Origin of the sequence: Archangium violaceum (assembly GCF_016859125.1) — a bacterium.
Classification (GTDB): domain Bacteria; phylum Myxococcota; class Myxococcia; order Myxococcales; family Myxococcaceae; genus Archangium; species Archangium violaceum_A.
This window is the reverse complement of sequence record NZ_CP069338.1, coordinates 11,857,735-11,882,497: the sequence shown is the minus strand read 5'-3', so window position 1 is coordinate 11,882,497 and position 24,763 is coordinate 11,857,735. Positions and strand designations below refer to the sequence as shown.

At 68.3% G+C, this 24,763-nt stretch carries 14 protein-coding genes; 8 read left to right on the top strand and 6 right to left on the bottom strand.

The genetic code is table 11. The annotated features are described in order from the left end of the window. Window positions 1-5 precede the first annotated feature (5 nt). The 4 genes from istB to JQX13_RS50055 form a co-directional block, all read right to left on the bottom strand. On the bottom strand, window positions 6-743 hold the full coding sequence (istB, locus tag JQX13_RS50070) for an IS21-like element helper ATPase IstB (protein ID WP_203406450.1): 738 nt from the start codon (window positions 741-743) through the stop codon (window positions 6-8). Further along, entirely contained in the window at window positions 740-1,984 is a 1,245-nt protein-coding gene (gene istA / locus JQX13_RS50065; RefSeq protein WP_203406449.1) for an IS21 family transposase, read from the bottom strand. Before istA ends, istB begins: the two co-directional genes overlap by 4 nt. A gap of 303 nt (window positions 1,985-2,287) precedes the next feature. Beyond that, the gene (locus JQX13_RS50060) at window positions 2,288-3,502 is read right to left on the bottom strand and encodes a methyltransferase (RefSeq protein WP_203406448.1); all 1,215 of its coding nucleotides are present in this window, start codon (window positions 3,500-3,502) and stop codon (window positions 2,288-2,290) included. A 191-nt stretch (window positions 3,503-3,693) separates the two neighbouring features. Further along, complete coding sequence (locus JQX13_RS50055; protein ID WP_203406447.1) at window positions 3,694-4,617, bottom strand: hypothetical protein; 924 nt, start codon at window positions 4,615-4,617, stop codon at window positions 3,694-3,696. Between the two features lie 234 nt (window positions 4,618-4,851). On the opposite strand from JQX13_RS50055, the gene JQX13_RS50050 reads away from it, so the two are divergent. After that, on the top strand, window positions 4,852-5,961 hold the full coding sequence (locus JQX13_RS50050) for a 2-aminoethylphosphonate--pyruvate transaminase (protein WP_203406446.1): 1,110 nt from the start codon (window positions 4,852-4,854) through the stop codon (window positions 5,959-5,961). A 334-nt stretch (window positions 5,962-6,295) separates the two neighbouring features. Next, window positions 6,296-7,321 carry a phosphagen kinase gene (locus JQX13_RS50045; protein ID WP_203406445.1) on the top strand — a complete coding sequence of 342 codons (1,026 nt, stop codon included), beginning with the start codon at window positions 6,296-6,298 and terminating at the stop codon, window positions 7,319-7,321. Between the two features lie 59 nt (window positions 7,322-7,380). Here the strand turns inward: JQX13_RS50045 and uvrA are convergent, their stop codons facing one another. Then, on the bottom strand, window positions 7,381-10,266 hold the full coding sequence (gene uvrA / locus JQX13_RS50040; protein WP_203406444.1) for an excinuclease ABC subunit UvrA: 2,886 nt from the start codon (window positions 10,264-10,266) through the stop codon (window positions 7,381-7,383). 176 nt (window positions 10,267-10,442) lie between these two features. On the opposite strand from uvrA, the gene JQX13_RS50035 reads away from it, so the two are divergent. The 4 genes from JQX13_RS50035 to JQX13_RS50020 all read left to right on the top strand — a co-directional run bounded on the left by JQX13_RS50035 (window position 10,443) and on the right by JQX13_RS50020 (window position 16,625). Beyond that, window positions 10,443-11,036 carry a DMT family transporter gene (locus JQX13_RS50035; protein ID WP_203406443.1) on the top strand — a complete coding sequence of 198 codons (594 nt, stop codon included), beginning with the start codon at window positions 10,443-10,445 and terminating at the stop codon, window positions 11,034-11,036. Window positions 11,037-11,351: 315 nt separating this feature from the next. Next, on the top strand, window positions 11,352-14,279 hold the full coding sequence (locus JQX13_RS50030) for a choice-of-anchor D domain-containing protein (protein WP_239014348.1): 2,928 nt from the start codon (window positions 11,352-11,354) through the stop codon (window positions 14,277-14,279). A gap of 117 nt (window positions 14,280-14,396) precedes the next feature. Continuing rightward, window positions 14,397-15,305, top strand: a complete 909-nt coding sequence (locus tag JQX13_RS50025; RefSeq protein WP_203406441.1) for a metallophosphoesterase — start codon at window positions 14,397-14,399, stop codon at window positions 15,303-15,305. Between the two features lie 12 nt (window positions 15,306-15,317). After that, the gene (locus JQX13_RS50020) at window positions 15,318-16,625 is read left to right on the top strand and encodes a glycosyltransferase (RefSeq protein WP_203406440.1); all 1,308 of its coding nucleotides are present in this window, start codon (window positions 15,318-15,320) and stop codon (window positions 16,623-16,625) included. Between the two features lie 239 nt (window positions 16,626-16,864). Here JQX13_RS50020 and JQX13_RS50015 read toward each other — a convergent pair whose 3' ends face one another. After that, complete coding sequence (locus JQX13_RS50015; RefSeq protein ID WP_203406439.1) at window positions 16,865-17,776, bottom strand: phosphatase PAP2 family protein; 912 nt, start codon at window positions 17,774-17,776, stop codon at window positions 16,865-16,867. Window positions 17,777-17,816: 40 nt separating this feature from the next. On the opposite strand from JQX13_RS50015, the gene JQX13_RS50010 reads away from it, so the two are divergent. Beyond that, complete coding sequence (locus JQX13_RS50010; RefSeq protein WP_203406438.1) at window positions 17,817-21,071, top strand: PD-(D/E)XK nuclease family protein; 3,255 nt, start codon at window positions 17,817-17,819, stop codon at window positions 21,069-21,071. Next, window positions 21,064-24,717 carry a UvrD-helicase domain-containing protein gene (locus tag JQX13_RS50005; RefSeq protein ID WP_203406437.1) on the top strand — a complete coding sequence of 1,218 codons (3,654 nt, stop codon included), beginning with the start codon at window positions 21,064-21,066 and terminating at the stop codon, window positions 24,715-24,717. The genes JQX13_RS50010 and JQX13_RS50005 overlap by 8 nt, the downstream gene beginning before the upstream one ends. The last annotated feature ends 46 nt before the right edge of the window (window positions 24,718-24,763 follow it).

Sequence of the window (24,763 nt, the reverse complement as noted above, 5' to 3'; positions counted from 1 at the left end):
GGTGATCACGATGGCCGGAATACGCAGCCGCCTTGGATGAGCAGCGTGTGGCTGTGGTGCAGCAGCCGGTCGAGGATGGCCGCGGCCAGCACGTCATCTCCGAAGACGCCGCCCCACTGGCCCACCATCTGATTGGTGGTTAGTAGCATGCTGCCCTTCTCGTAGCGACGCGCCACCAACTGGAAGAAGAGGTGGGCGCTGCGCTTCTCGAAGGGCAGGTAGCCCAGCTCGTCCACCACCAGCAGCTTCGGCTTGGCGAAGTAGTTGAGCTTGTCCTTGAGCGCCCCTTCGCTTTCGGCCTTGGCCAGCGCCGCCAGCAGCGCCGTGGCACTGGTGAAGAGCACCGGGTGCCCGGCCTCCACCGCCGCCCGGCCCAGTCCAATGGCCAGGTGCGTCTTACCCACGCCCGGCGGGCCGAAGAGCAGGACGTTTTCCGCCTGGGCGATGAATCGCCCCGTGGCCAGTTCCCGCACCAGCTTCTGGTCCACCGAGGGCTGCGCCTTGAAGTCGAAGTCCTCCAGCGTCTTCACCGTGGGGAAGTGCGCGATGGTGATTCCCATGCTCACCCGCTTGCGCTGCTTGGCTCCCACCTCCTCGCGCAGCAGCGCGTCGAGGAAGTCCAGGTACGTGGGCTCACCGCGCGCCGCCTCCGCCAGCATCGCGTCCAGCCGCTCGGCCAGGTGTCCCAGGCGCAGTCTCTCCAGGTGCTCGAGCACGCGCGCGTGCACCAGCTCGTGGCTCATACCGCACCTCGCTTCGCGCCCTGCTCCACCACGTCGGCGTAGGCCTCCAGCGAGCGCCCCAGCGCGGTCAGCTTGGAGCCTTCCTTGGTGGGCTGCTCCGCGCGCGCCCGCCACAGGCCCTTCCAGTGGGCCGAGTCCACGACGCGCGCGTGCGGCTCCTTGCTGCGTGCGTGCGTGGCCACCAGCTTGCCCGCGTGGAAGATGCGCACCTCGTCCTCGCCCACCTGCACCTCGACGCTCTCGCGCACCAGCCGGTGCGGCACGCTGTAGCGCACCGTGTCCACGTCCACCAACGCGTCATTGGCCACCTTGCGCTTGAGCCTCTGCTGGCGGCTCGGCACTGGCCGCGAGGGCAACGGGCGCAGCGCGGCCTTCTCCTCGCGCTCGTACCTCTCCCGCGGCCGCTCGTGCGTGGTGCCGTGCACGCGCTCATCCGCTTCGGCCATCCACTGCTCCAGCTGCTTCTCCAGTGCCCCGAAGTCCTCGAAGTCCCGGCCCGCCAGCGCGTTGCGCTTGACGTACTTGACGCCCGACTCCGTCTTGCCCTTGGTGCGCGCGCGGTACGGCCCGCACGCCTTGGGCGTCACGTCCCAGTCCCGGCAGAACTCCAACCAGGCCGGGTGGAAGCGCACCGTGCCCGCCTTCCTGTCGTGCTTGTCCACCAGCGGCCGCGCATTGTCCCCGAGCACCTCCAGCGGCACCCCTCCGAAGTGCACGAACGCCGCCGCCACGCCCTCTCTCCAGTCGTCTCCTCGCTGGTTGAGGACGGCTCGCACGAACAGCCGGCGCGAGAAGCTCAGCACCGCCACCAGCAGGAACACCTTCACCAACTGCCCGCCCAGGCGCACTTGCTTCTCCCCGAAGTCCACCTGCATCTGCTGTCCCGGCTTCGTCTCGAAGCGCACCGTGGCCACTTGGGCCGCGTGCGCCTCTCGCCGTCTGTCCTCCACCGCTCGCTGCACGGTGCGCACGCTGGCCTCCACTCCCTCTTGTGCCAGCAGCGCCTTGACGACGACCGCGTTGCCTTCGGCTGCGCCGTTCCACAGCTCCGCCGCGCGCTCCTGCTCAGCCGCGGTGAGCCGCCGGGCCTTCGGCCGCACCTGCTTGTCGGCCTCGCTGCCCCCGCGCAGATAGCGCCGCACGGTGTTGCGCGCCACGCCCATCTCGCGCGCTATCCGCTTGTGGCCCCAAGCGGCCTGCGCCAGCACCCGTATCCGCCGCACCACTTCCTGCTCGACCATCGGCACCTCCGCTGCGCGGGGTGCCACAACTGCTGCCGTCTCTCCCATCGAGGTTACCTCCCTGGTTCAGGGGGCTCCGGGAGGGGGTCAGTTTTAGTGTCGCCAGGGGGTCAATTTTGCTGTCGCTCTACAGGAGAGAACAGTCCGGAGCGTTCGAGGGCGGTTTTCCTAGGAGCCTGTCGGAGTATCGACCAAAAACGACTCCTACATACCAACTGTGGCGGTGCGTTCAGCTCGCACTACCCGATATGTAGTGGGTCGTTGAGATATTCCGACAAGCTCCTAGGAATTCTGGAACCAGAGTCAGTCTGCCCTTGATGCGATGAGGGCGATGTTGCGAGGGGAGAGGCTCGGTTCGAAGACCTGCAGGAGTTCGACCTGAAAGCCCATCTCTTCGAGGAGTAGCGCGCGATCGAGCAGAATCACGATCTCCAGGGCCCTCGCGAAGCGCTCCCTCAGCAGATGACAGAGGAAGATGCGCCTCGTCTCGGGGCGAGCGGACAATTCGAAGGAATTCAGCTCGGCGTCCGTCATGCCGACATCGAGTCGCAGGCGCTCCAGACGATCACGCGCATAGACAGCGAAACTCCCGGCATAGAGCGTCTTGGGTGCATCCCCCGCCCGCACGAAGCCGAGAGCGGGAAACTTCCGCCTCAGCAGGAGATCGAGCGCGAACCGTTGCTCGTTGACGCGTTTCATCAGCGCGAACTCAGCCTCGGTCTTGTGGTGTCTTCCACGCGTCGCCAGGAACAGGGCTCGTCGGGTGATGGGAAGCTCATGCACCTTCCCGAAGCGGGAGACAGGATAGTCCCGTGCTGCATCCATCTGGTCGTAGCAGCAGCCAAAGTTCAGGAGGAGTCCTGCCTTCTGGCTCTTGCGGATCTGCTTCAGCGCGAGCGACCCGCAGGTGTGCAGGCCAATCGAGACCCGGTCCTGACCGGAAAAGAGCGGATCAATCTCGCTCTGCGGCCCGTCTTCGACGGAAGAGTGGATGAACCACAGCTTTTCCCGCGGCAGGCTCCGGGTCCTTCGCAGCCAGTCTCGGCCTTTCTCCTGTAAGGCGGCATCACGATCGATGCTGTGGAAGGTCCAATCGAAAGCCCTGACACAGAGACGAGCGAGATGTCCCATGCCGCCACCGATGTCGACCGCCTGCCGGATCGTCTTTGTTCTCGACCCGAGCAGGGCGAGGACCCTTTCGATCTCATGGGCTTTCTTGGTATTGAGTCCCTGCGCGTCCGCGGTCGTCAGACGTTGAACGCCTTCATGCCAGGGCAGCGCTGTCAGTTCACGAAGAGCGAGCACGAGCGAATGCAGCGACGCGGGAGGCTCACCTGGAAGCTCCCCATCATCCAGCATCCTTTCGCCCTCTTCGTCGAGTGATTCAGCATAGGACAGCCAGGATTCGAGATAGGCGGCTCCGGACTCCGGCCAATTCTGGAGGATGGAGCGTGACCAGAGCTCCGACCAGGGCCTGAGCAGGTCGGTGAGCGCTTTCAGTCGATCTTGAAGGTTCATCCTATTCCACGTCACTCACCACGAACGAGTACCTGAATGCAGGCTGCGTATCCCGTGAGACGGAAAAAGTATAGGCGGGATGGGGGTGTTAGCGCGGAACGTGCGGGGTCCTCAGGTGGAGCGAGGTGGGTGAGCTGACGCCTTCGCGGTGAGCCGGATGCGCCACCCTCTCGGAGCGGGTCCAAGAGCGTCTACAGGACCTGCAGCTTCCCATTCGTCTCGCGCGTCCGTGCGACGGGCTGGGGACCCACGGGCTCATGGTTGGGATTGATCGTCTTCAGGAGTTCCCCCATGTCGTCACTGCTGGTGTCCCTCTTGTCGAGTTTGGGCTGATAGCTCGTCCACGCGCTGCTGAACCGCTGATCAAGCCAGGGGGCCTTGACGGCTTTGAACTCGTAGGCATCGACCATCTCCCAGAACTGGACGTGATTCGAGACGGCGGCGAAGTCCCTGTGGCGGTAGATCCACCGCATCTCGGACCAGGTGATGCGTTTCTCTTCGACCTCCACGACGTCATCGGCCAGGGAACTGGCATACTTCTTCGTGAATCTGGCGTACTGCGCATGGCTCTTCGAGCCCCTCACCACGATGTCGTAGTCCATCTTGCCGTCCACGATGAAGTGGACGTTGTAGCCTTTCACGAAGAGCGTCCAGAACAGGCCGGCCTTGCTCGTCCGCTTGAAGCGCGTGTTCCAGTTCTCTGGCAACCTGGACAGCCCGGGTGAGTAGCGGGTGCTCGAGATCCACTGAAGGTATTCCGCCTGGTCCTGGATCCGAAAGTCACTCTTTTGCTTGGTCATCCTTCCCTCCCACCCGTCTTTCAGACCCGCCTTCTCGGAGGCCTCTCTCGACTTCTTGAGTATATCCACTGCCAGCATCGTGTTGGGCAGCAGCATGATGTCCTTGGGAGGTGTCGGACCAAGCCCCTGCGTCAGGCAATCGATTTTGTGGGAGTCCACGTGGTGATCCTTCCAGATATTCCCATCCTCCTTCAGTGGCCGGACGAAGTTCTGGAAGAAGAGCGAGCGGGGCCTGAGGGCTCCGGTGTCCAGCCCATACAGGAAATCATGAGCCGTGAACTCAATCACGTCGTTTGGGTTGTAGTTGAGTGGCATCCGCCTCTCCCATCTCCAAGGGTAAATCCCGGATTAGAGGGGAGTCGGAAAGGGTGTCCAGAAAAAGTCCGGCCCACGAGGTGTCAAAGGAATCGTTCCAACGACGTCCTCCCCACGAATCGTTTGACACCTGTTCCCCGGGGCCGGCTCGGCCCAGCCCTTGCATCTCATCGACCCGAGCACCCCACGTTTCGAGAAGAATCCCTTCTGAGGGAACCATGCTGAGGACCAACGATGCTCCTGCTCATTCCGGGCCCCGTCCAGACCGATCCACGCGTGCGCGCCGCGATGACCGCGGACATTGCTCCCTGGGACCTGGACTTCCGCGCCGAGTACGCCGCCATCCGCGCCAAGGTGACCGAGATCGCTGGAGGCATCCCGGGTAGGCACGCCACCCTGCCGCTTCAGGGCTCGGGCCACTTCATCGTGGAAGCGGCGATCCGCACCTTCATTCCCGCGGGTGGCTGCTTCCTCCTGCCGATGAACGGTACCTATGCCGCGCGCATTCACCGCCTCGCCAGCGAGGCCGGGCGTGTCCCCGTGACGCTCGAGCTGCCGGACACCCGGCCCGTCACCGAGGCGGAGCTGGACGCCGCGTTCGCCGCACATCCGGAGGTGACTCATCTGTGCGCCGTGGTCAGCGAGACCGGCACGGGCATCATCAACGACCCGGAGGTGCTGGGTGCCGCCGCCCGCCGTGCCGGCAAGCGTGTGCTCCTCGACGCCGTCAGCGCCTTCGGGGCCTGGCCCTTCCGCCTCGCCGATCACCCCGAGGTCGATGCCATCACCTTCACCCCCAACAAGTGCCTGGAGGGACTGCCGGGCTGTGGCTTCGCGGTCTGCCCTGTCGAGCACACCCGCGCCCGCCTGGGGCAGGCCGGCAGTTGGAGCCTCGATCTCGCGGACGTGCTGTTGAGGGCCGAGCGCAACGGTTCCGGTTCCTCTCGCTTCACGCCGGCGCCGCAGGTGCTGCGGGCCTTCGGCGTGGCCATGCGCCTCTATGAAGAGGAGGGCGGCCAGCCCGCGCGCCTCGCCCGCTACCGCGAGAACATGCGCATCCTGCGCGAGGGCATGGAGGCGCTGGGCCTGCGCCCCTACCTGGCGGTGGAGCACCAGGGGCCCATCATCGGCACCTTCCACCAGCCCGGCGGCGGTTTCGAACTCCAGCGCTTCGTGGACGCGCTGAAGCGTCGCGGCGTGCTGATCTCGAACTTCTACAACACGGAGGAGCCCACCTTCCGTGTCGGCTGTATTGGCGCCGTGACGCCCGACGATATGCGCCGTGCCGTTTCCGCCATGGGCGACGCGCTTCGGGAGCTGGACGCCCTGCCGCACACCGCCTGAAGTGCCTTCTGGCTGGCGGTAGCCGTGGATGTTCTTGACGCGTCCGCCGACATCGCTGTCGTGTCATCAGAGGCTGGCTGACGTGTCAGTTCTCGTCTTCCGGAGCCAGGTCAAAGGGACGTGAGGTTGGCGCGGCTCGTGCAACAGCCGGTCGTCGCGGCTCGTCACGGTACGGACGAGCCTTGGACAGGCAAGGCCATCGAGCCTGAAGGGGAGCGCCTTCACCGATGGTGAGCTCAGGGCGGAGGAGAAGACGTTCGCTTCGATGGGCATTGTCAGCAGGGCAGTCCGTTTCAGCTGACCTTGTCCGAACGGACGCTCGAGACATTCAGACATGCTGATGAAGAAGTATCTCACGCCAGAAATAAAGGCGGCGCTTGAAAAGCTGACGACCCGGAGCGGCTGGAGTCTAAAGAAAGCCATACGGAGCGGAGTCGAGAATCCCGATTCCAGCATCGGCATCTATGCGGGCGATAGCGAATCATATAGGGTATTTTCACCCCTCTTCGACCCGCTCATCCGTGACTACTCCAGGTATGACATGAGTGGGCACCCAAGCGACTTCTCGCTCGATGGGCTCCCCGCGAAGAACCTGGATCCCGAAGGAAGGTTCGTCATCTCCACCCGGGTTCGAGTTGGGCGAAACCTCGCGGAGTATGCTTTTCCTCCGGCAATCCGCGCTGAAGACCGCGCGAGAATGGAGGCCGAAATCCTCGACGTGCTTTCGGAGCTCACGGGCGGATTGGCGGGCGAGTACCACCGGCTGAGTGAGATGACCGAGGAGAGGCGCCAGGAGATGGTGGATGGCCACCTCTTGTTCAAACAGGGAGATCGTTTCCTGGAAAGCGCGGGCGTAAACCGGGATTGGCCCCAGAACCGCGGAATATACCATTCGTCCGACAGAAGATTCCTGGTGTGGGTTGGCGAGGAAGATTCCATGCGGATCATCAGCATGCAACGGGGTGCTGATATCAAGGCGGCATTCATCCGGCTGAAAGCCGCACTCGACCACATTCACAGCAGGCTCGAGTTCGCCTGTGACGAAATCCTCGGCTTTCACACGACGTGCCCCACGAATCTTGGCACGGCAATGCGAGCCTCGGTCCATATCAGAATCCCCTTTCTCTCCCAGCGGCCCGAATTCGAGGGCCTCTGCGAAAAGCTGGGGCTCTCGATTCGCGGTATCCACGGAGAGCACTCCGACCCCTCCGATGGCATCCATGACATTTCGAACAAGCGCCGGCTTGGCGTCACGGAGCGCGACATCTATCAGACACTCTATAGGGGCGTCGAGACGCTGATCGAATGGGAGTCCAATCTCATGGGGCGCGCAACATCCCGAAGGCAAGCGGCGGCATAGAGGGCATCAGGGAGAAGCAGCGGGAATCGAAGCCGCCGCCCCGTCCTGCTTGAGAACCATCAGGCGGCGGGGGCGGCCTTCGCGGGGGGCTTGCGGCCCACGCGGTGCTTCCGGGACTTCGTCAGCACGTGCTTGAGGTAGCGCCCGGTGTGGCTCTCCTTCACCTCGGCCACCTGCTCCGGCGTTCCCGTGGCGAGCAACTGTCCTCCGCCCGCGCCGCCCTCGGGACCCAGGTCGATCACCCAGTCCGCGCTCTTGATGACGTCCAGGTTGTGCTCGATGACGAGCACCGTGTTGCCCGCCTCCACCAGCCGGTTGAGCACCTGCAACAGCTTGCGGATGTCCTCGAAGTGCAGACCCGTGGTGGGCTCGTCGAGGATGTACAGCGTGCGGCCCGTGGCCACGCGCGCCAGCTCGCGCGCCAGCTTGATGCGCTGCGCCTCTCCGCCCGACAGCGTCGGTGAGCTCTGCCCCAGCCGGATGTAGCCCAGCCCCACGTCCTCGAGTGTCTGCAGCACGCGCATGATGTCCTTGTGCGCGCTGAAGTGTTGCATCGCCTCGCGCACGCTCATCTCGAGCACCTCGGCGATGTTCTTCCCCTTGTAGAGCACCCGCAGCGTGGCCTCGTTGAAGCGCTTGCCGTTGCACACCTCGCAGGGCACGTACACGTCCGCCAGGAAGTGCATCTCCACCAGCTTCACGCCATCGCCCTCGCACGCCTCGCAGCGTCCGCCCTTGATGTTGAAGGAGAAGCGTCCCGGTGTGTACCCGAACGCCCGGGCCTCCGGCGTCATCGCGAACACGTCCCGGATGGAGTCGAACAGCTTCGTGTACGTGGCCGGGTTGCTGCGCGGCGTCCGTCCGATCGGCCGCTGGTCGATGTCGATGACCTTGTCCAGGTGCTCCAGTCCGGTGATGGCCTTGTGCTTGCCCGGTACCTCGCGGCTCTCGTACAGCGCGCGCGCGGCGGCGGGGTAGAGGATCTCGTTGATGAGCGTGGACTTGCCCGCGCCGGACACGCCGGTGACGGCCACGAACACCCCGAGGGGAATCTCCACCGTCACGTCCTTGAGGTTGTTCTCCTTCGCGCCCTGGATGACCACCTTCGCCTTGCCGGGCGCGCGGCGCGTCTCGGGAATCTCGATCTCCTTGCGGCCGGAGAGGTACGCGCCGGTGGAGCTCTTCTCGTTCTCCATCACCTGCGCCGGGGTGCCCTCGGCCACCACCTGGCCGCCCAGCTCGCCCGCGCCCGGACCGAAGTCCACGAGCCAGTCCGCCTCCTCCATCGTCTCCTCGTCGTGCTCCACCACGACGACGGAGTTGCCCAGGTCTCGCAGCCGCTTGAGCGTGGCCAGCAGCTTGCCATTGTCGCGCTGGTGCAGGCCGATGGAGGGCTCGTCGAGGATGTAGATGACTCCCGTCAGCTCGCTGCCCATCTGCGAGGCCAGCCGGATGCGCTGGCTCTCTCCGCCCGACAGCGTGGACGCCGTGCGGTCCAACGTCAGGTACGCCAGGCCCACGTCCTCGAGGAAGCCCAGGCGGCTGCGGATCTCCTTGAGCAGCTCGGTGGCGATCTTCCGCTCCGTCTCCGTGAGCTGCAGGTCCTTGAGCCAGCGCAGCGCGTCGCCGATGGTCTGCCGGCTCAGCTCCACGATGGAGCGCCCGTGCACCTTCACCGCCCGGCTCTCCGGCTTCAGGCGCGCTCCGTCGCACGTGGGGCACGGCTTGTCGCTGAAGAACTTCTGGTAGTAGGCGCGCATTGCCTCGGACGTGGTCGTCTTGAAGCCGCGCATCAGCTTGTTGACCAGGCCCTCCCACTCCATCTCGTAACGGCCGCCGTCACCCCACTGGACGGTGAAGCGCTTGCCCTCGACGCCGTACATGATGATCTTCTTCGCCTTCGCGGGCAGCTTCGCGTACGGCGTGTCCAGGTCGATGTCGAACGCCCCGGCCAGGCTCTCCACGAAGTCCGCCGTCCAGCCCTCGCCCTTGTTCATGCCGCTGGCCCACGGCTCCACCGCGCCCTCGCGCAGGCTGCGCGAGGGGTCCGGGACGATGCGGTCCGGATCCATCTCCGCCTTCGTGCCCAGGCCGTTGCAGTCCGGGCACATGCCCAGCGGGTTGTTGAAGGAGAACGACGAGGGGGACAGCTCGCCGAAGGACAGGCCGCACGCATGGCAGGCATTGAGCTCGCTCATGATGCGATCGCTCGCCGGGCTGCCCGTCTCGTCCGTGATGATGAGCATGCCCTTGCCCTCGCGCAGCGCCGTCTCCACGGCATCCGTGAGGCGCGTGCGGATCTCCGGCTTGAGCACCAGCCGGTCGATGACGAGCGCGATGTCGTGCTTGGACTTCTTGTCCAGCTCGATGCGCTCCTCGAGGCTCTTCACCTTGCCGTCGACGCGCGCGCGGGAGAAGCCTCGCTTCTGGGCCTCGGTGAGGATGTCCTTGTGCTCGCCCTTGCGGTTGGAGACCACCGGCGCCAGCACCATCACCTTGGTGCCCGCGGGCGACTCCATCAGCGTGTCGACGATCTGCTGGGCGCTCTGCTTGCCCACGCGCTTGCCGCAGTTGGGGCAGTGCTGCACGCCCACGGAGGCGAAGAGCACGCGCAGGTAGTCATGCACCTCGGTGACGGTGCCCACCGTCGAGCGCGGGTTGTTGCTGGCCGCCTTCTGCTCGATGGAGATGGTGGGCGACAGGCCCCGGATGGTGTCGTACTTGGGCTTCTCCATCTGCCCGAGGAACTGCCGCGCGTAGGCCGACAGGCTCTCCACGTAGCGGCGTTGGCCCTCGGCGTAGAGCGTGTCGAACGCCAGCGAGCTCTTCCCGGAGCCGGAGACGCCGGTGAACACCACCAGCTTCTTCTTCGGAATCTCCAGGGAGATGTTCTTGAGGTTGTGCTCCTTGGCTCCTCGGATGGAGATGACGTCGGGCTCGGACATGGGGGCGCGATCTACCACTGAAAGGGCGCGCAGGTAGGGAGAATGTGGGCGCGCCGTGGGTTGAATGGTCCTGAACGAACGGATTTTCAAGGCGAATCCCTCCCCGTGAGGGGGGAGGGCAGGCGGGCGCGCGGGGGCTGGGGAGGTAGAGGGTTCCGGGTTACGGTGTCGCCGCGATGCCCCCCCTCCCCGAGCGCCTGCGCGGCTCTCCGTTGCTCGTTGTCTCCAGCCTCATGTTCGCGGTCATGGCCCTGTGCGCGAGGAGCGTGGCGGGCCGGCTGTCGGTGGGGCAGGTGGTATGCGCGCGCTTCGCCATCGGGCTGGTGTTCCTCGCGTTCTACTTCCCGCTCATCGGGCGTCGGCCGCGCATGGGTCGGCCCGGGCTCTGGGCCCTGCGCGGCATCTTCGGGGGCGGCGCCGTCTACTTCTATTTCATGGCCATCGACCGGCTCGCGGTCGGGCCCGCCACGCTGCTCAATGCCTGCTGGCCCATCTGTGCCGCCATCCTCGGCATCTTCATCTTGAAGGAGCAGGTGAACGGGTACCTGGCGTCCGGGCTGGTGGCTACCACCCTCGGCGCGGGACTCGTCATCTGGAGCGCGGTGCAGGGAGGCATGAGCCTCACGTTGGGGGCCTGGGCCGCGCTGCTGCTGGGGGAGCCCCTCCACCCGCTCTCCCTGGTGGGTTCCCTGGTGTGTATGGGGGGCGTGCTGTGGGGCACGGGCCTGGTTTCCCGCCTGCTCGTTCCAGACTCCAGACCTTCTTCCTGAGCGGGGAGTTCTCGGGAGTTCGTGTTTCCCTTCCTTGCCCCATCGGGAGCCGGTTTTTCCCGTCATCTGGCGAGCACTCCGGAAATCTTTTCAGGAAACAGGATCCGCGGGGCAGGTTGGTTCTCACCTGAGTCCAATACTTTTCCCTGCACCCCCGCGATTTGTCTCTGGCGTGTGTCATTTGCTTGCCAGGGCCCCGAGGTTGCAGAGCCCTCACCCCAGGTGTGGCTGGTGATCGTGCGGACGGTGTGTGCGTCGCCGATTGGGGAGGCTCCAATGTTGGGTTTCAGGTGGGTTTGCACGGCAGCGTGCCTGTTGGCCCTGGCCATCGTGGGCTGCGAGAGGCCGTCGTCGCAGCGAGCCCAGTCAGGTCTGGGGGCGTCGCCCGAGAAGTTGGAGTTCGGCCTCTCGGCGGTGGGTGTGACCAAGACGATGAAGGTGCGGCTGTCGAACCGGGGTCGCGCGCCGTTCACGGTCCATGGAGCCACGGCCACCCTGCCGAATGTGGAGGTGGTGCCCTTCGAGGCCTTCGAGCTGAAGGCGGGCGGAGAGCATGAGGTGGAGGTGCGCTTCACGCCCGCCGTGGAGGGCGAGGTCGCGGGCGTGCTGCAGGTGCTCACCGACGCCGACAACGTGAGCAAGGATGGCATGGCGCAGCTCGACCTGGCGGGCCGGGGCGTGAAGGCGTGGGTGGATGTGCCGGTGCGCTCCATCGAGTTCGGCAACGTGGAGCTGGGCCACGTGGAGATGCGCGAGCTCTTCGTGCGCAACCCCACGGAGGTGGAGAGCCCGGTGCGCCTGGACTTCGACGGAGCGGACGCGGACGAGTTCGGCTCGAGCGAGTCGGAAGAGCTCTTCGTGCTGCGGCCCGGAGAGGAGCGCCGGCTGCCGCTGACCTTCTCTCCGACGCGGCTGGGCGCGGCCTCGGTCCAGGCGCGCGTGAGCGTGGCGTGCCCCACGTGCGAGCCCATCGTCGTGACGCTGTCGGGTACCGGTATCGCCACGCGCCTGGAGGTGACGCCGCTGCGGGTGGACTTCGGCCGCGTGGCGCTGGGGGCCACCGCCGAGGAGCGCATCACCGTGCGCAACCTGGGCTCCGAGCCCATGTCCTTCGGTGGGGTGAATGTGGTGGACGACACGGGCAACGTCTTCCGCGTGATGAACGCGCCCTCGCTGCCGGGCAACGTGCTCGCCTCGGGCGCGATGGTGGAGGTGCGGGTGGCCTTCACGCCCACCGTCAGCGGCCCCGTGCCCACGGCGCGGCTGGAGCTCGACGTGCGGCCCGTGGGCACCACCAACCCGGGGCCCAAGGTGACGCTCACGGGCGAGGGAGGCACCTCATGCGTGGTGCTGCAGCCGGATCCGCTCGACTTCGGCACGGTCGCCGAGGGCATGAACGCCACCCGGGAGGTGCAGGTCCTCAACCGCTGCCGTACCGACGTGCTGCTGAGCGATCTGAAGCTCACCACGAAGAAGGGCGGCTACTTCATGCTGGCCACGGCGCCCTCCAGTCAGCCCATCCCCGCGGGCCAGTCCGTCTCCGTGCCCATCACCTTCATGCCGCGTGCTGGCGTGGGGGCGGGTGAGGCGGAGCTCGTCGCGAAGATCCTCAACGGCAACAGCACCTCCACCGAGGTGGTGCGGGTGCTGGGCTCGGGCAAGGTGTTCACTCCCTGCCAGTACAGGCTGGAGCCGGCGACGGTGGAGTTCGGCCGAGTGCCGGTGGGGTCCGAGGTGACGCTCGGCGCGGCGATTCGCAACGTCGGCCGCTCCGAGTGCTTCGTGGCGGGGATGCAGGTCGCCGAGGGGTCGGATGCGGCCTTCTCGGCGGACAAGACGGGCAACGAGGTGCTCCTGCCGGGGCAGCGCGCCGTGCTGCGCGTGCGCTTCAAGCCGGGCTCGGAGGGGGAGTTCTCCGGTCTGGCGGAGGGCTGGGTCAACCACCCCAGCAACGGCCACCTGCTGATTCCGTTGCATGGCCAGGGCGTGCAGGGCTGCTTCTCCGTGCAGCCCACCCACCTGGACTTCGGCACCATGCGGCTGACGTGCGGCCCTCGCGAGCGAGAGGTGATCGTCTACAACAAGTGCCCCGGGCCCACCGAGCTGAGGAACCTGAGCCTCGAGGGGGACGCCAGCGACTTCAAGGTGGCGCATCCCTTCGTCTTCCCGGCGGTGCTCGCCGCGAACAGCGAGGTTCGCGTCAAGGTGACGTACGCGCCGCAGAGCGACGGGGTGGACGCCGCCGCGCTCCGCTTCGACCTGGGCCCGGGCGCTCCCTACACCGTGAGCATGGTGGGCGAGGGCGTGCTCAAGAACGAGCAGACGGACCAGTTCATCCAGCAGTCGCAGGCCAAGGTGGACGTGCTGTTCGTGGTGGACAACTCGGGCTCGATGATGGACGAGCAGCAGGATCTGGGCTCGAACTTCTCGGCCTTCCTCACCCACGCGGCCGCCGCGGGCGTGGACTACCACATCGCCGTCACCACCACCGGCCTCGAGCGCTCCTCGGGCGGCTGGTCGGTGTGCCCGGGTGGCGCCGAGGGGGGTGAGAACGGCCGCTTCTTCCCCGTCGACGGCTCGTCCCCGCGCATCATCTCGCCCACCACGCCGGCGGCGGACGTCGTCTTCGCTCGCAACACGAGTGTGGGCGTGTGCCACTGGAACGAGCAGGGCCTGGAGGCCATGTACCGCGCCCTGGCGGATCCGCTGGTGTACAACATGGATGACCCGCGCTCGCCGCAGCCGATGGACGGCAACGCCGGCTTCCTGCGAGACGACGCCAAGCTGGCCATCATCGCCGTCACCGACGAGGAGGACTTCTCGCCGCAGCCGGTGTCCTTCTACGAGTCGTTCCTCCTGGGTCTCAAGGGACAGGACCGCTCCAAGGTGCTCTTCTCCGCCATCGCCGGGCCGAGCGACCTGAGCTCCTGCCCCCGCGCCAGCAGCTTCGGCAGCCGCTACATCCAGCTCGCCCAGAACACCGGGGGCGTGGTGGAGAGCATCTGCACGGCCAACTGGGCCGCCTCGCTCGAGCGGATCTCGGAGAACGCCTTCGGTCCCAACCGCTCCTTCCCGCTCAGCGACAAGCCGTCGGATGTCTCGCGCATCGTGGTGCGGGTGGACGGCGCGGAGGTGACGAGCGGGTGGACGTACGACCCGGCCACCAACACCGTCATCTTCGACGCGGACGCGGCTCCGGCCCCCGGGGCGACCGTGGAGATCACGTACCCGGTGGGCTGTTAGCCAGGACTGGCGGGAAGCGAGAGGGGCGCTCTCCGGGGCGCCCCTTTTCCTTTTTGACACACTGCGAGGTAATCCCACTCGACAGGACGCGTGGGGCCGTGCAGGGTGATGGGCACGATGGCTCCGGAATCGCTCCTGGTCGCCGGTGTGGGAGACATCCATGGTCGCTTCCACCGCGTGGAAGCATGGCTCGACGCGCTGGAGGCGGCGCGGGGCCGTCCGGTGGACATGGTGCTGGCCGTGGGCGACGTGGAGGCCTTCCGGCACGCGGACGACCACCGGCGCAAGGCGGCCAAGCGCGCCATGCCCGCCGAGTTCGCCGAGTACGCGGACGGCGTCCGGGCCATGCGGCGCCCGCTGTACTTCATCGGTGGCAACAACGAGGACTTCGAGGCGCTGCACGACGCGCCGGACGGTTTCCAGCTCGCGCCCAACGTGCACTACCTGGGGCGGGCGGGTCTCAAGGAGCTGCACGGGCTCCGGGTGGGGTACCTGTCGGGCATCCACGCACCGCGCTTCTACGAGCAGCCGCTGAAGCGTCCGCGCTCACTCGACACGGCGAAGCAGGCCGGGTACTTCCGCGTGTCCGAGGTGGAGAAGGTCTCCGCGCTGCGTGACGTGGATCTGATGCTGTTACATGAGTGGCCCCGGGGCCTGCCGCAGCGAGCGCAGGAGCGTGATGTGCCACCGCCGGGCCGGCCGCTGCCGTCGTCCTGGATTGGGAACCCCATCACCCGGGATCTGGTGGAGAGGGTGCATCCGAAGTGGGTGTTGTGCGGGCATTCGCACCGGGCCTTCGCGGTGACGCTCGGATGGCAGGGGGGACGGACGGTGACGCGCGTGGCGTGCCTGGATCAGGCGGCGCGGCCCGAGGAGTCGGTGTTCTGGATGGAGTTCCAGGGCCGCGAGGTGGTAAGCGCGGGCTGGGGCCTCTCCGGTCAGGTGTCCTGGCGGGCAGGGTCGCCGTGGGGGCTGGGCTCGCTGCCCTCACTCCCCGAGCCCGAGCCCCTGGGCACGGGTATCTGAAGGAGAACCAACTTGGCGGATGGGACTCTCTGGCCTCGGGCCTACCTGCGTCATTTCCAGTGCAAGCCGTCCTTCCGGTTCGCCGCGCTCACGTGGGGCTCGCGGGGTGATGTCCAACCCTTCGTGGCGCTCGGAGCGGAGCTCGTGCGCCGGGGTCACCGGGTCCTGCTCGCGGCGAGGGCCCCCTTCCGCTCCTTCATCGAGGAGAACGGGCTCGAGTTCTTCGAGATGGAGGAGGACGGTACCGAGGAGCTCATGCACTCCCTCGCGAGCAGCACCGGGGGAGCCGATGGAGTGAAGCTCATGGTGACGTGGCAGCGGCGCATGGTCCCGTCACAGCTCCGGCAGTTCTGGAAGGCGAGCGAGGGGGCCGATGTCCTCCTCAACAACGCCGCCTTCACGGGTCCGGCGATCCCCATCGCCGAGCGGCGCGGCATTCCCATCTTCCAGGCCTTCTTCGATCCGGGCTTCATTCCGACGCGGCGCTACTGCGTCCTGGACAACCGCATCCAGGATCGGAATGCGTTCCTCAATGTCGCCGCGACCCGGCTGAAGAACATCGTCGGCGGGTTGTTCTCGTGGGACCTGGTGAATGCGTGGCGGAGGGAGCACCGGTTGCCGGTGGACCTGCTCGGAGAGAACCACCGGCCGGGGCTGCTCTTCCGGTTGCCGGTGCTGGTGGCGTGGAGCCGGCATCTCGTGGAGCGGCCCGATGACTGGCCCGAGTGGTTCGCGCAGACCGGGCGTTGGCGCCTCGTGACGCAGCAGCGGCCCGGCCAGCGGTTGATGGACTTCATGGCCGCGGGAGAGGCCCCCGTGTACATCGGCTTCGGGAGCTGGGGCGTGCACGACAAGAAGGCCGTGACGGACATCCTGCTCGAGGCCCTGCGCGTCACGGGCCAGCGGGGCATCCTGCACCGCAACACCGTGGATGGGCGGAGCGAGCTTCCCGCGAACGTGTACGTGGATGACAACCTGCCGCACGACTGGCTCTTTCCGCGCGTGAAGGCCGTCGTCCACCACGGAGGAGCGGGGACGACGGGCGCGGTGGCCTCGGCGGGAGTGCCCTCGGTGATCGTCCCAGCCTTCTTCGCGCAGGACGTCTGGGGACACGTCGTGCGCCAGAAGGGTGTCGGGACGCTGCTGCCGCGGCGCGAGCTCCGGGTGGACAGCCTGGTCGCGGCGCTCCGGGAGGTGGCGCAGCCGCATGTCGTCGAACGGGCCAGGGCTCTCGGGGTCAACGCGAGCAAGGAGGGCGCCGAGGTGCTCGCGGCGGATGAGATCGAGCGGCGCCTGCGGGACGCGGCGCGGATGGCGTAGGCTCGTCAATCCACACGGGGGTGAAGAGGACCTCGTTGGCCAGGCGGGTGAATCCGAACGTGGACTCGATGAGCCTGGCGAGCTTCGCCTCGTGGGATTGGAACTCGGGCGGAACCGGTGGGAAGCGGAGCCAGGCCTTCCGCTCGGGGGGCTCGTCTTCTCCACATGGGACGCGTAGAGCGCGTACACCGGTGCGAGTTGACTCAGAAGGCAGACGACACCGTCATACCGAGTGGCTCCTAGAATTGCCCGGACAGCACCACGCCGCCGAGGCCGCCGGACACGTTCATGGACATGTCCGCGGCTCGCGGCTGCGCCTGCTGTTGGCGCCCGTGGAGCAGCAGGGGCACGCCCACGCCGAAGAGGGTGCCGGCCGCCGCGCCCACCAGTACGTCGGTGAGGTAGTGCTTGTCCGCGCCCATGCGCAGCAGCCCCACCGACGCCGCCGCCGGCAGGCCCACCGCCCAGATGAGCCAGCGGTTCTTGTAGCCCCGCAGTTCGGACACCGTGCCCGCCGCCGTGACGATCGCGAAGGCCATGTTCGTGTGTCCGCTGTAGAAGGACAGGTTGTTGTCGTTGGGGTGCTCGGTCAGGCCCTTCTGGTCCTCGGGCAGCACGTGCACGAAGGGGCGCTCGCGGCCGACGGCGAACTTCACGCCCTGGTTCACCACGGAGGCGATCACCACCGACTCGATGATGATGGTGGCGTCCTGCGCGAAGTAGCGCGGCGGCGCCCCGCTCGCCGAGCCCAGCAGGTACTGCGCCCCGAGCACGCCCACCGGCAGCACGCCGAAGTCGATGACGTCACTCCACGTGTCCCAGCGATCACGGCCCTCCGGGGTCTTCGCCGCGATGCCCCGGCCCCATCGGTCCAGTCCGTTGAGCGTGTCCGCGCCGTCCGCCGAGCGATCGCACCAGCGGCAGGTCTTCGGGACGAGCTGCTCCTTGAAGAGGGCCTCGCTGCCGATCCACAGCACCCCCGCGACGCCCGTGATGAGCCCGTCGCGCGTCCAGTTGAAGTTCAACTCATGGAGCGTAGGGGCGTCCGCCGCCTGTTGGGCCCGGGGCGGGGCCTCGGCCAACACGGGGGAGGTGGCAAGCAGGGAGGCGAGCGCTAGAACGTAGAGGGCAGAAGGCATGTCGGCGAGCATAAATGCGCCCCTCGCCCCGTTCTAGAATCCCCGCCCCCGTATGTCCTCTCCCCGTCGTACCCTCCAGGTCTACCCCGATACCGGTCGCCGACAGGCCGCCTTGCGCGCGGCCCGGAGCGCCGCTGGAGTCGTCCGGGGAGATGCCTTCCTCACCTGGGACGGCTTCCTGGAGGCACTCGGCGGGGCACGCGAGTTGGGACGGCGCCCGTGCCCGCCCCTCGCGGCGCGCACCGTGGTGGGCTCGCTGGCGCAGGGGCTGGGCGCCACGCCCTTCGGCGACTTCGTCCACGAGCCCGCCTTCGCCCGAGCCGCGCTGGACGTCCTGCTGGATCTCAAGGCCGGCCGGCTCTCCCCGCGCGAGTTGCAGGATGCGCTGGAGGTGCTCCCTCCCGAGCGGCGCAACCGCGTCCGGACGCTCGCCCTGCTGCACCACGCCTACGAGCAGAAGATGGCCGAGCTGGGCCTGGCGGATCGCGAGGACGTGGTGCGTGGCGCGCGCGAGGCGCTGGAGCGCAACGCCTGGCCCGCGGCCTGGGATGACGTGGGCACGCTCGTGCTGCACGGCGTCTACGACGTGCGCCCCTCCAAGCTGGAGCTGTTGATGGCCCTGGCGGCCGCCTGTGATGCGCGCCGGGTGACCCTGCGCGTGGAGACTCCGGTGGGTGGCTCCCCGGTGGCGGACGCGGCCCTGGCGGCCCTCTTCCGCGCCTTCGAGAACCGCGGCGAGACACTTCCCCACGTGGACCTCTTCAAGGCGGACGTCACCTTCGAGTCCCGCCCGATGGTGGAGCTCGGCCGTCACCTCTTCTCGCCCCGGGCTCGGAAGGACGTGCTCCGGGACGCGGTGGAGGGCCTGCGGATGTGGAGCGCCGGGGCGGCTCGGGACGAGGCCCGGCTCATCGCCCGGGACGTGCGCCGGTTGGTGTCCGACGGGGTTCCTCCTGGGAGCATCGCCGTGGCGTGGCGCGACCTGGGGCCCGAGGCCCGCTGGTTGGCGGATGCGCTCACGGAACTGGGAGTGCCCGTGCGCCTGCCCTGGGGCGAGCCGCTCGCGTTGGCCGGCCCGGTACGTCTGGCGTTGGAGCTGCCGCTGCTGGTGGAGGATGGCTTCCCCGCCGAGCGCGTGGCGGAGCTGGTCTCCAGCCGCTATGCGCCCGCGCTCTCCCGGGGGGCACCCGAGGCTCCGGCGACGCTCCTGACGCTCGCGGCCGTCCGGGACGACCGGCTGGGCGCGACGCGAGGGAAGGGGGCGTATGAGCTCCGCCTGGAGGCCCTGGCGAAGCGGCTGGAGCCGCTGCCGGAGCAGGTGCGCCCGAAGGAGCAGCGGCGCGCCCACGAGGCCCGGGTGCTGCGCGAGCGGTGCCTCTTGCTGCTGGAGTCCTGCCGCCGCATTCCGGAGCAGGGGCAGGCCTCGGAGCTGCTCGCCGCCTGGTGGCAGGTGGTGCAGCGGCTGGGGTTGATGGACTCGGAGGGCGCGCTGGATGCGCCCTCGGACGAGGGGTTGGGCGCGCTGCGGCTGGATGCGCGAGCCCGGGACGATGCGGCGCGGGTCGCGCTCGCGACGCGGGTGCGGGAGCTGGAGCGGACGCTCGCGGTGGTGGGCGGCGGGCCCCGGTTGAGGCGGCGCACCTTCGGCCGTTGGCTGCAGGACGCGATGCGCGACGTGCACCTGCCCGCGCGTGGGCCCGCGACGGGCGCCGTGGAGGTGCTGGACGTCTCCGAGCTGGAGGGGCGCTCCTTCGCCCATGTCTTCCTCGGAGGACTGGCCGAGGGCCGCTTCCCCGGCCGCGAGGAGCCCAATCCGCTGCTGGGTGACGCCGAGCGCATCGCCCTCAACAAGCACCTGAGCCGGGACATCTTCCGTCTCACGGGCGGCGAGTTCGAGGATCGCGCGCCGTGGCGCCTCACCGAGGACCGGCTCCTGTTCGCCAGCGTCCTGGCCGCCGCCGAGGAGACGGTGAGCCTGTCCTTCTCGGTGGAGGGCCCGGGAGGTCAGGAGCAGGCGCCCTCGGCCTTCCTGGAGGAGGTGCGGCGGCTGACGGGGGCCTCGTGGGTGGCGCGCTCGCTGCCGGCCATCGCACCGCTCGACGAGGTGCTCACGGAGTCGGAGCTGCGCCAGCGCGTGGTGTTGGAGTCGCTCGCGATCGAGCGGTTGCGCGTCTCCGCGCCGGATCCCGCCCGGAACGTCATCAGGAGCCGCTTCGAGGGCGCGCCGTGGCTCGCCGCGGCGAAGGAGATGGTGCAGGTGGAGATCGAACGCCTGCACTTCTTCGGCGACACGCGGAAGGGCGCTGGCCGCTACACCGGAGCGGTGGATGACCCGGCCCTGAGCGAGGCCGTTCGCGAGGCCTTCCGCTTCGACGCGGACCGGCCTCTGTCGGCCTCGGCGTTGGCCCGCTTCGGCAACTGTGGCTTCCAGGGGTTCGTGTCCTATGGACTGAAGGTGCCCGAGCCGGAGCAGCCCGGAGAGGATTTCGACCGCCGGGGGCAGGGCATCTTCTGGCACCGCGTGCTGGAGGAGTTCTTCAAGCGGCTCAAGGAGCGCAAGCTGCTGGGCCGGGGTCTCGACGAGCTGCCGGAGGAGCTGTTGGACGCGGTGCTGGACGAGGTGCGGGCGCACTTCGAGCAGCGGCACTACGTGGGTCACCCGGCGCTGTGGCGCCTGGCGCGCGAGCGGGCGAAGAACATGGTTCGCCGCATCCTCATGGACGAGCGGCGGGGGCTGCCGTTCGAGCGCTTCGAGCCCGCGGGCTTCGAGCTGCGCTTCGGGCCTCGCAACCCGGCGGAGGGGTGGAACGAGGTGACGCTCCAGGTTGGTGAGGAGGTCATCCACTTCGAGGGCACCATCGACCGGTTGGACATGGCGGGCGGCGAGGTGGGCGTCATCGACTACAAGTCCGGCAAGCTGTCGAAGTCGGAGCTGAAGAAGAAGCTGCTCGATTCGGACTTCCAGCTCCCGCTGTACCTGTACGCGGCCCGGGCGAGTGGTCACCGGAACACGCGCCAGGCCGCGTGGTTCTCGCTGCGGACGGGAGAGGTCATCTACCTCTCGGAGGTGTTGGAGAAGGACGCGGTGGAGCTGGAGGAACTGCTGTCCACCGAGCCGGAGGTGCGGGCGCGGATGGCGGCGGAGGCGAAGCCCAACCTGGCCAACGCGGTGGAGGCGCTGATCCGCACGGTGAGGGCGGGGCAGTTCGCCATGAGACCGAAGGACTGCGGGAGCTGCGGCTACCGCCCCGTGTGCCGCATCACCGAGCGGCGGCTCGTGGAAGAGGAGGGCTCTTCGTATGAGTGAGGCCTCTCCCCTGGCGCTGGAGAAGAACCTCGCCCTGATGGCGGGTGCCGGCGCGGGCAAGACGTACAGCCTGGTGACGATGACGCTGCACCTGTTGTCCGGTGCGCGCGAGGGGGCGAAGCCCCTGCGTCCCTCACGGCTGTGCATGGTGACGTTCACCGACAAGGCCGCCGCGGAGATGCGCGCGCGTGTGAGGGATCGTCTGGATGTGCTCGTGCAGTCCGAGCCCAAGGACGTGAAGGAGCCGGTGCTGCGGGCCTCGCTCGAGCGGCTGGACCGTCCCTTCCCCTCGCGGGACACCTGGCGCGCCCTGCGCGAGGAGCTGGGCTCGGCATCCGTGGGCACCTTCCACTCGCTGTGCGGTCAGTTGCTGCGCCGTGCTCCGCCGGGCTCGGGCGTGGACTCGTCCTTCGAGGTGCTCGATGAGCTGGAGGCCCGCACGCTCGTGGTGGACGTGTGTGAGCGCGTGGTTCTGGACGCGCTGGAGGCCGGTGACGCGGGCGTGCGCGAGCTGTGCCAGGAGCTGACCTTCTCGGGGTCGGACTTCACCGAGGGCCTGGTGTCCTCGCTGGCCGCCACCTACGGCAAGCTGCGTGAGGAAGGACTGCGCGCGGCGGAGGCTCGTATCTCCGACGCGGACGAGGCCCGTGCCGCACTGGAGAAGCTCGTCGAGCGGTGCCGTCAGCTCTGCGCCACCGTGCGCGAGCTGGATGCCAAGGGCGAGTGGAGCAACCTGCGCGAGGCGCTCGAGGGCGCGCTCGAGGGTCTCACGCCGGAGAACTGCTTCGAGCCCGAGCGGTTGCCTTCGCTCAAGGCGGCCTTCCTCGATGACGGCCGTGACGTGCGCCGGCTGAGGAAGGAGCCGGGCAACTCGATGAAGGAGCTGTACTGGCTCCTCTTCGGGAAGAGCGACGGCTCGGTGATGCGTCTGGAGGACGCGTACGCCGGGTGGCGCACCGCGCCCTTCGAGGCCTCGTTCCGCTCGCTGCTCGCGCAGGTGGAGGCGCGCCACGAGGAGGAGTTCGTCCGGCGCAACGCCCTGGACTTCACCGCGCTGCTGGTGAAGACGCGCGACCTGCTGCGAGACCTCCCGGACTTCCGCCGTCAGGTGCAGGAGCGCCTGGGAGCGTTGCTCGTGGACGAGTTCCAGGACACCAACCGCCTGCAGCTTGAGCTGGTGCTGCTGTTGGCCGAGAAGCGCGATGGAGGCCCGCGCCCGCTGCGTCCGGACGAGGACCTGGTGGCCGCGCTGCCGTTGGAGCCCGCCTTCCTGTGCGCGGTGGGTGACCGCAAGCAGTCCATCTACGAGTTCCGCGGCGCGGACGTCTCCGTGTTCGAGGTGTTGGCGAAGAAGATCGAGGCCGAGGGCGGTGTGCGCGACTACCTCCAGCACAACCGGCGCTCGGTGCCGCCGCTGCTCGACTTCTTCAACCAGGCCTTCGCGGGCGTGCTGGTGGCGGGGGAGGGCGGAGCGCGCTCGTACGAAGTGGTCTATGACCCCAAGGGGGATGACCTGCTTCCGGTGCGCCCGGCGCCGATGCCCGCTCCCGTGGTGGAGCGGCTCCTGCTGGATGACGAGGAGCTCTCCACGGGCGAGCTGCGCCTGGCGGACGCCGAGTCGGTGGCGAAGCGGCTGAAGGTCATGCTGGCCCCGGGCGCGGAGCCCCTGGTGGCGGTGGGCAAGGAGAGCGCGGAGCGGCGCCCCGTGCGAGGCGGGGATGTGGCCATGCTCTTCCGGACCTTCACGCACCTGGAGGTGTACCGGCAGGCGCTCATTCGTCACGGGATTCCGCACCGGGTGCTGCGCGGGCGCGGTTTCTACGGCGCTCAGGAGGTGTTGGATCTGGCCTCGCTGCTGTCGCTGCTGGCGGATCCCGAGGACTCGCTCGCCTTCGCGGCCGTGCTGCGCTCTCCGTTGGTGGGACTGTCGGACGCTTCGCTCTTCAGGCTCGCCGGGCCCGAGGGCCTGACCCTGCCCGCCGTGGACAAGGCGGGCTCCTCCGCCCTGGAGAAGCTGCCCGAGGGAGAACGGGCGAGGCTGGAGCGTTTCCTCACCGCACTGCCCTCGCTGCGGGAAGAGAGGGATCGGCTCGGCGTGCGTGCCCTGCTGCAAGCCGCGCTGGACGTGACGGGATACCGCGAGGCCCTGGCGGGGACTCCATACGCGGAGCAGTCGAGCGCCAACGTGGAGAAGCTGCTCGCGCTGGCGGGCCGGCGCGACGAGCGTGGCACGGGCGGCTGTGTGACCTTCGCCCGCGAGCTGCAGCGGCTGGCCAACGAGGAGCCCACCGAGGCCCAGGCGGATCTGCTGGAGGCGGGCGACCCTCGCGCGGTGCAACTCCTCACCATCCACCGCGCCAAGGGCCTGGAGTGGCCGGTGGTGGTGGTGCCCTCGCTCGGCAGCCTGCGGCGCTTCAGCAGCGGGCGGGCCCTCTTCGAGCGCACCCATGGCCTCTGCCTGCGACCGTGGTTGCCGGACAGCCTCGACAAGTACCGCTCCCCCCGCTTCGACCAGGTGAAGGACGAGCTGAAGCGGCGCGAGACGGCCGAGTACCGGCGCCTGCTGTACGTCGCGCTCACCCGCGCACAGGACAGGCTCATCCTCTCTGGAGGCGAGGAGCGCGGCGCGTCCGACTCGTGGTGGTGCCTGCTCGACAAGCGGTTGGAGGAGGACACGCGGCTGCGCGGGCTCGTCGAGGACCTGGACGTGGACACCCTTCCCGCGCCCCCGGAGGCGGACGAGCCGGAGGACGTGGACCTGTCGGAGCAGGAGGCTCGCGTCGAGGCGGCGTTGCAGCGGATCCACGAGGGCACGGCACTGTCCGCGCCCGGGGTGATCTCCGTGGGGACCGAGGCCGTGCAGGACTTCCTCGTCTGCCCGCGCCGCTACCGGTACGTGCACCGGCTCGGTCTACGCGCGGAGGGGGCGCCCTGGGAGCTGCCGCCGCGCGATTCCTCGCCGTACATCGAGAGGGACGCCTGGGGCGCACCCACTCCGAGCGTCTCGGATCGGGTGCTGACCCTGCTTCGGGTGGTGGACTTCCGCCTCGCCGGGACGCCCGCCCCCGAGCAGCGGTCCCGCCTGGAGGCGCTCGTGCGGGAGGTCGGCTGGGAGGTGGGCGAGGACGGGGTGGCGGAGGCGCTCGCCACGGTGGAGCGCTTCCTGGGCACCGCGTTCGCCCGCCGTCTGGCCTCGGCGCCCGTGTCGAGTGTGCATCGCGCGTTGCCCTTCGTGCTGGCGTTGCCGGGTGAAACGTCGGCGGCCCTCGAGGGCGAGGTGGACCTCCTGTGGGAGACGCCGGCGGGCGAGGCTCGGGTCGTGCTCTTCAAACCGGGCCCGCGCTCGCCTCGGGGGACGGCGGCCCATGCGGACGCACTGGCGACCCTGTCGTTGGCCGCTCGGCGGCTGGTGCGCGAGGGCGTCCCCGTGGAGGTCGGTGTGGCCTTCCTGGGAGACGATGTCCCGGAGCCTGAGTTCCCCGCACCCACCGTGGACTTGGCGGCCATCGCCGAGCGCCTGCGAGAGGCGGCCCGGGGGCTGGTGGAGGCGGACGTCCGCGGTCGCTGGCCTGGCAGGGAGCCATCGGTCTGCCAGACGATGGCGTGTGGCTACGTTGGACACTGTCATCCCGGGGCTCGGGCCTGACCGGGGGATCCTCCTTCTTCCCATTCCATCCCGGTGACGGCCCGTG

Excerpts from the sequence above, each read along its gene's own strand:
- istB (WP_203406450.1), bottom strand. The coding sequence starts at position 743 with ATGAGCCACGAGCTGGTGCACGCGCGCGTGCTCGAGCACCTGGAGAGA.
- istA (WP_203406449.1), bottom strand. The coding sequence starts at position 1,984 with ATGGTCGAGCAGGAAGTGGTGCGGCGGATACGGGTGCTGGCGCAGGCC.
- JQX13_RS50060 (WP_203406448.1), bottom strand. The coding sequence starts at position 3,502 with ATGAACCTTCAAGATCGACTGAAAGCGCTCACCGACCTGCTCAGGCCC.
- JQX13_RS50055 (WP_203406447.1), bottom strand. The coding sequence starts at position 4,617 with ATGCCACTCAACTACAACCCAAACGACGTGATTGAGTTCACGGCTCAT.
- JQX13_RS50050 (WP_203406446.1), top strand. The coding sequence starts at position 4,852 with ATGCTCCTGCTCATTCCGGGCCCCGTCCAGACCGATCCACGCGTGCGC.
- JQX13_RS50045 (WP_203406445.1), top strand. The coding sequence starts at position 6,296 with ATGCTGATGAAGAAGTATCTCACGCCAGAAATAAAGGCGGCGCTTGAA.
- uvrA (WP_203406444.1), bottom strand. The coding sequence starts at position 10,266 with ATGTCCGAGCCCGACGTCATCTCCATCCGAGGAGCCAAGGAGCACAAC.
- JQX13_RS50035 (WP_203406443.1), top strand. The coding sequence starts at position 10,443 with ATGCCCCCCCTCCCCGAGCGCCTGCGCGGCTCTCCGTTGCTCGTTGTC.
- JQX13_RS50025 (WP_203406441.1), top strand. The coding sequence starts at position 14,397 with ATGGCTCCGGAATCGCTCCTGGTCGCCGGTGTGGGAGACATCCATGGT.
- JQX13_RS50015 (WP_203406439.1), bottom strand. The coding sequence starts at position 17,776 with ATGCTCGCCGACATGCCTTCTGCCCTCTACGTTCTAGCGCTCGCCTCC.
- JQX13_RS50010 (WP_203406438.1), top strand. The coding sequence starts at position 17,817 with ATGTCCTCTCCCCGTCGTACCCTCCAGGTCTACCCCGATACCGGTCGC.
- JQX13_RS50005 (WP_203406437.1), top strand. The coding sequence starts at position 21,064 with ATGAGTGAGGCCTCTCCCCTGGCGCTGGAGAAGAACCTCGCCCTGATG.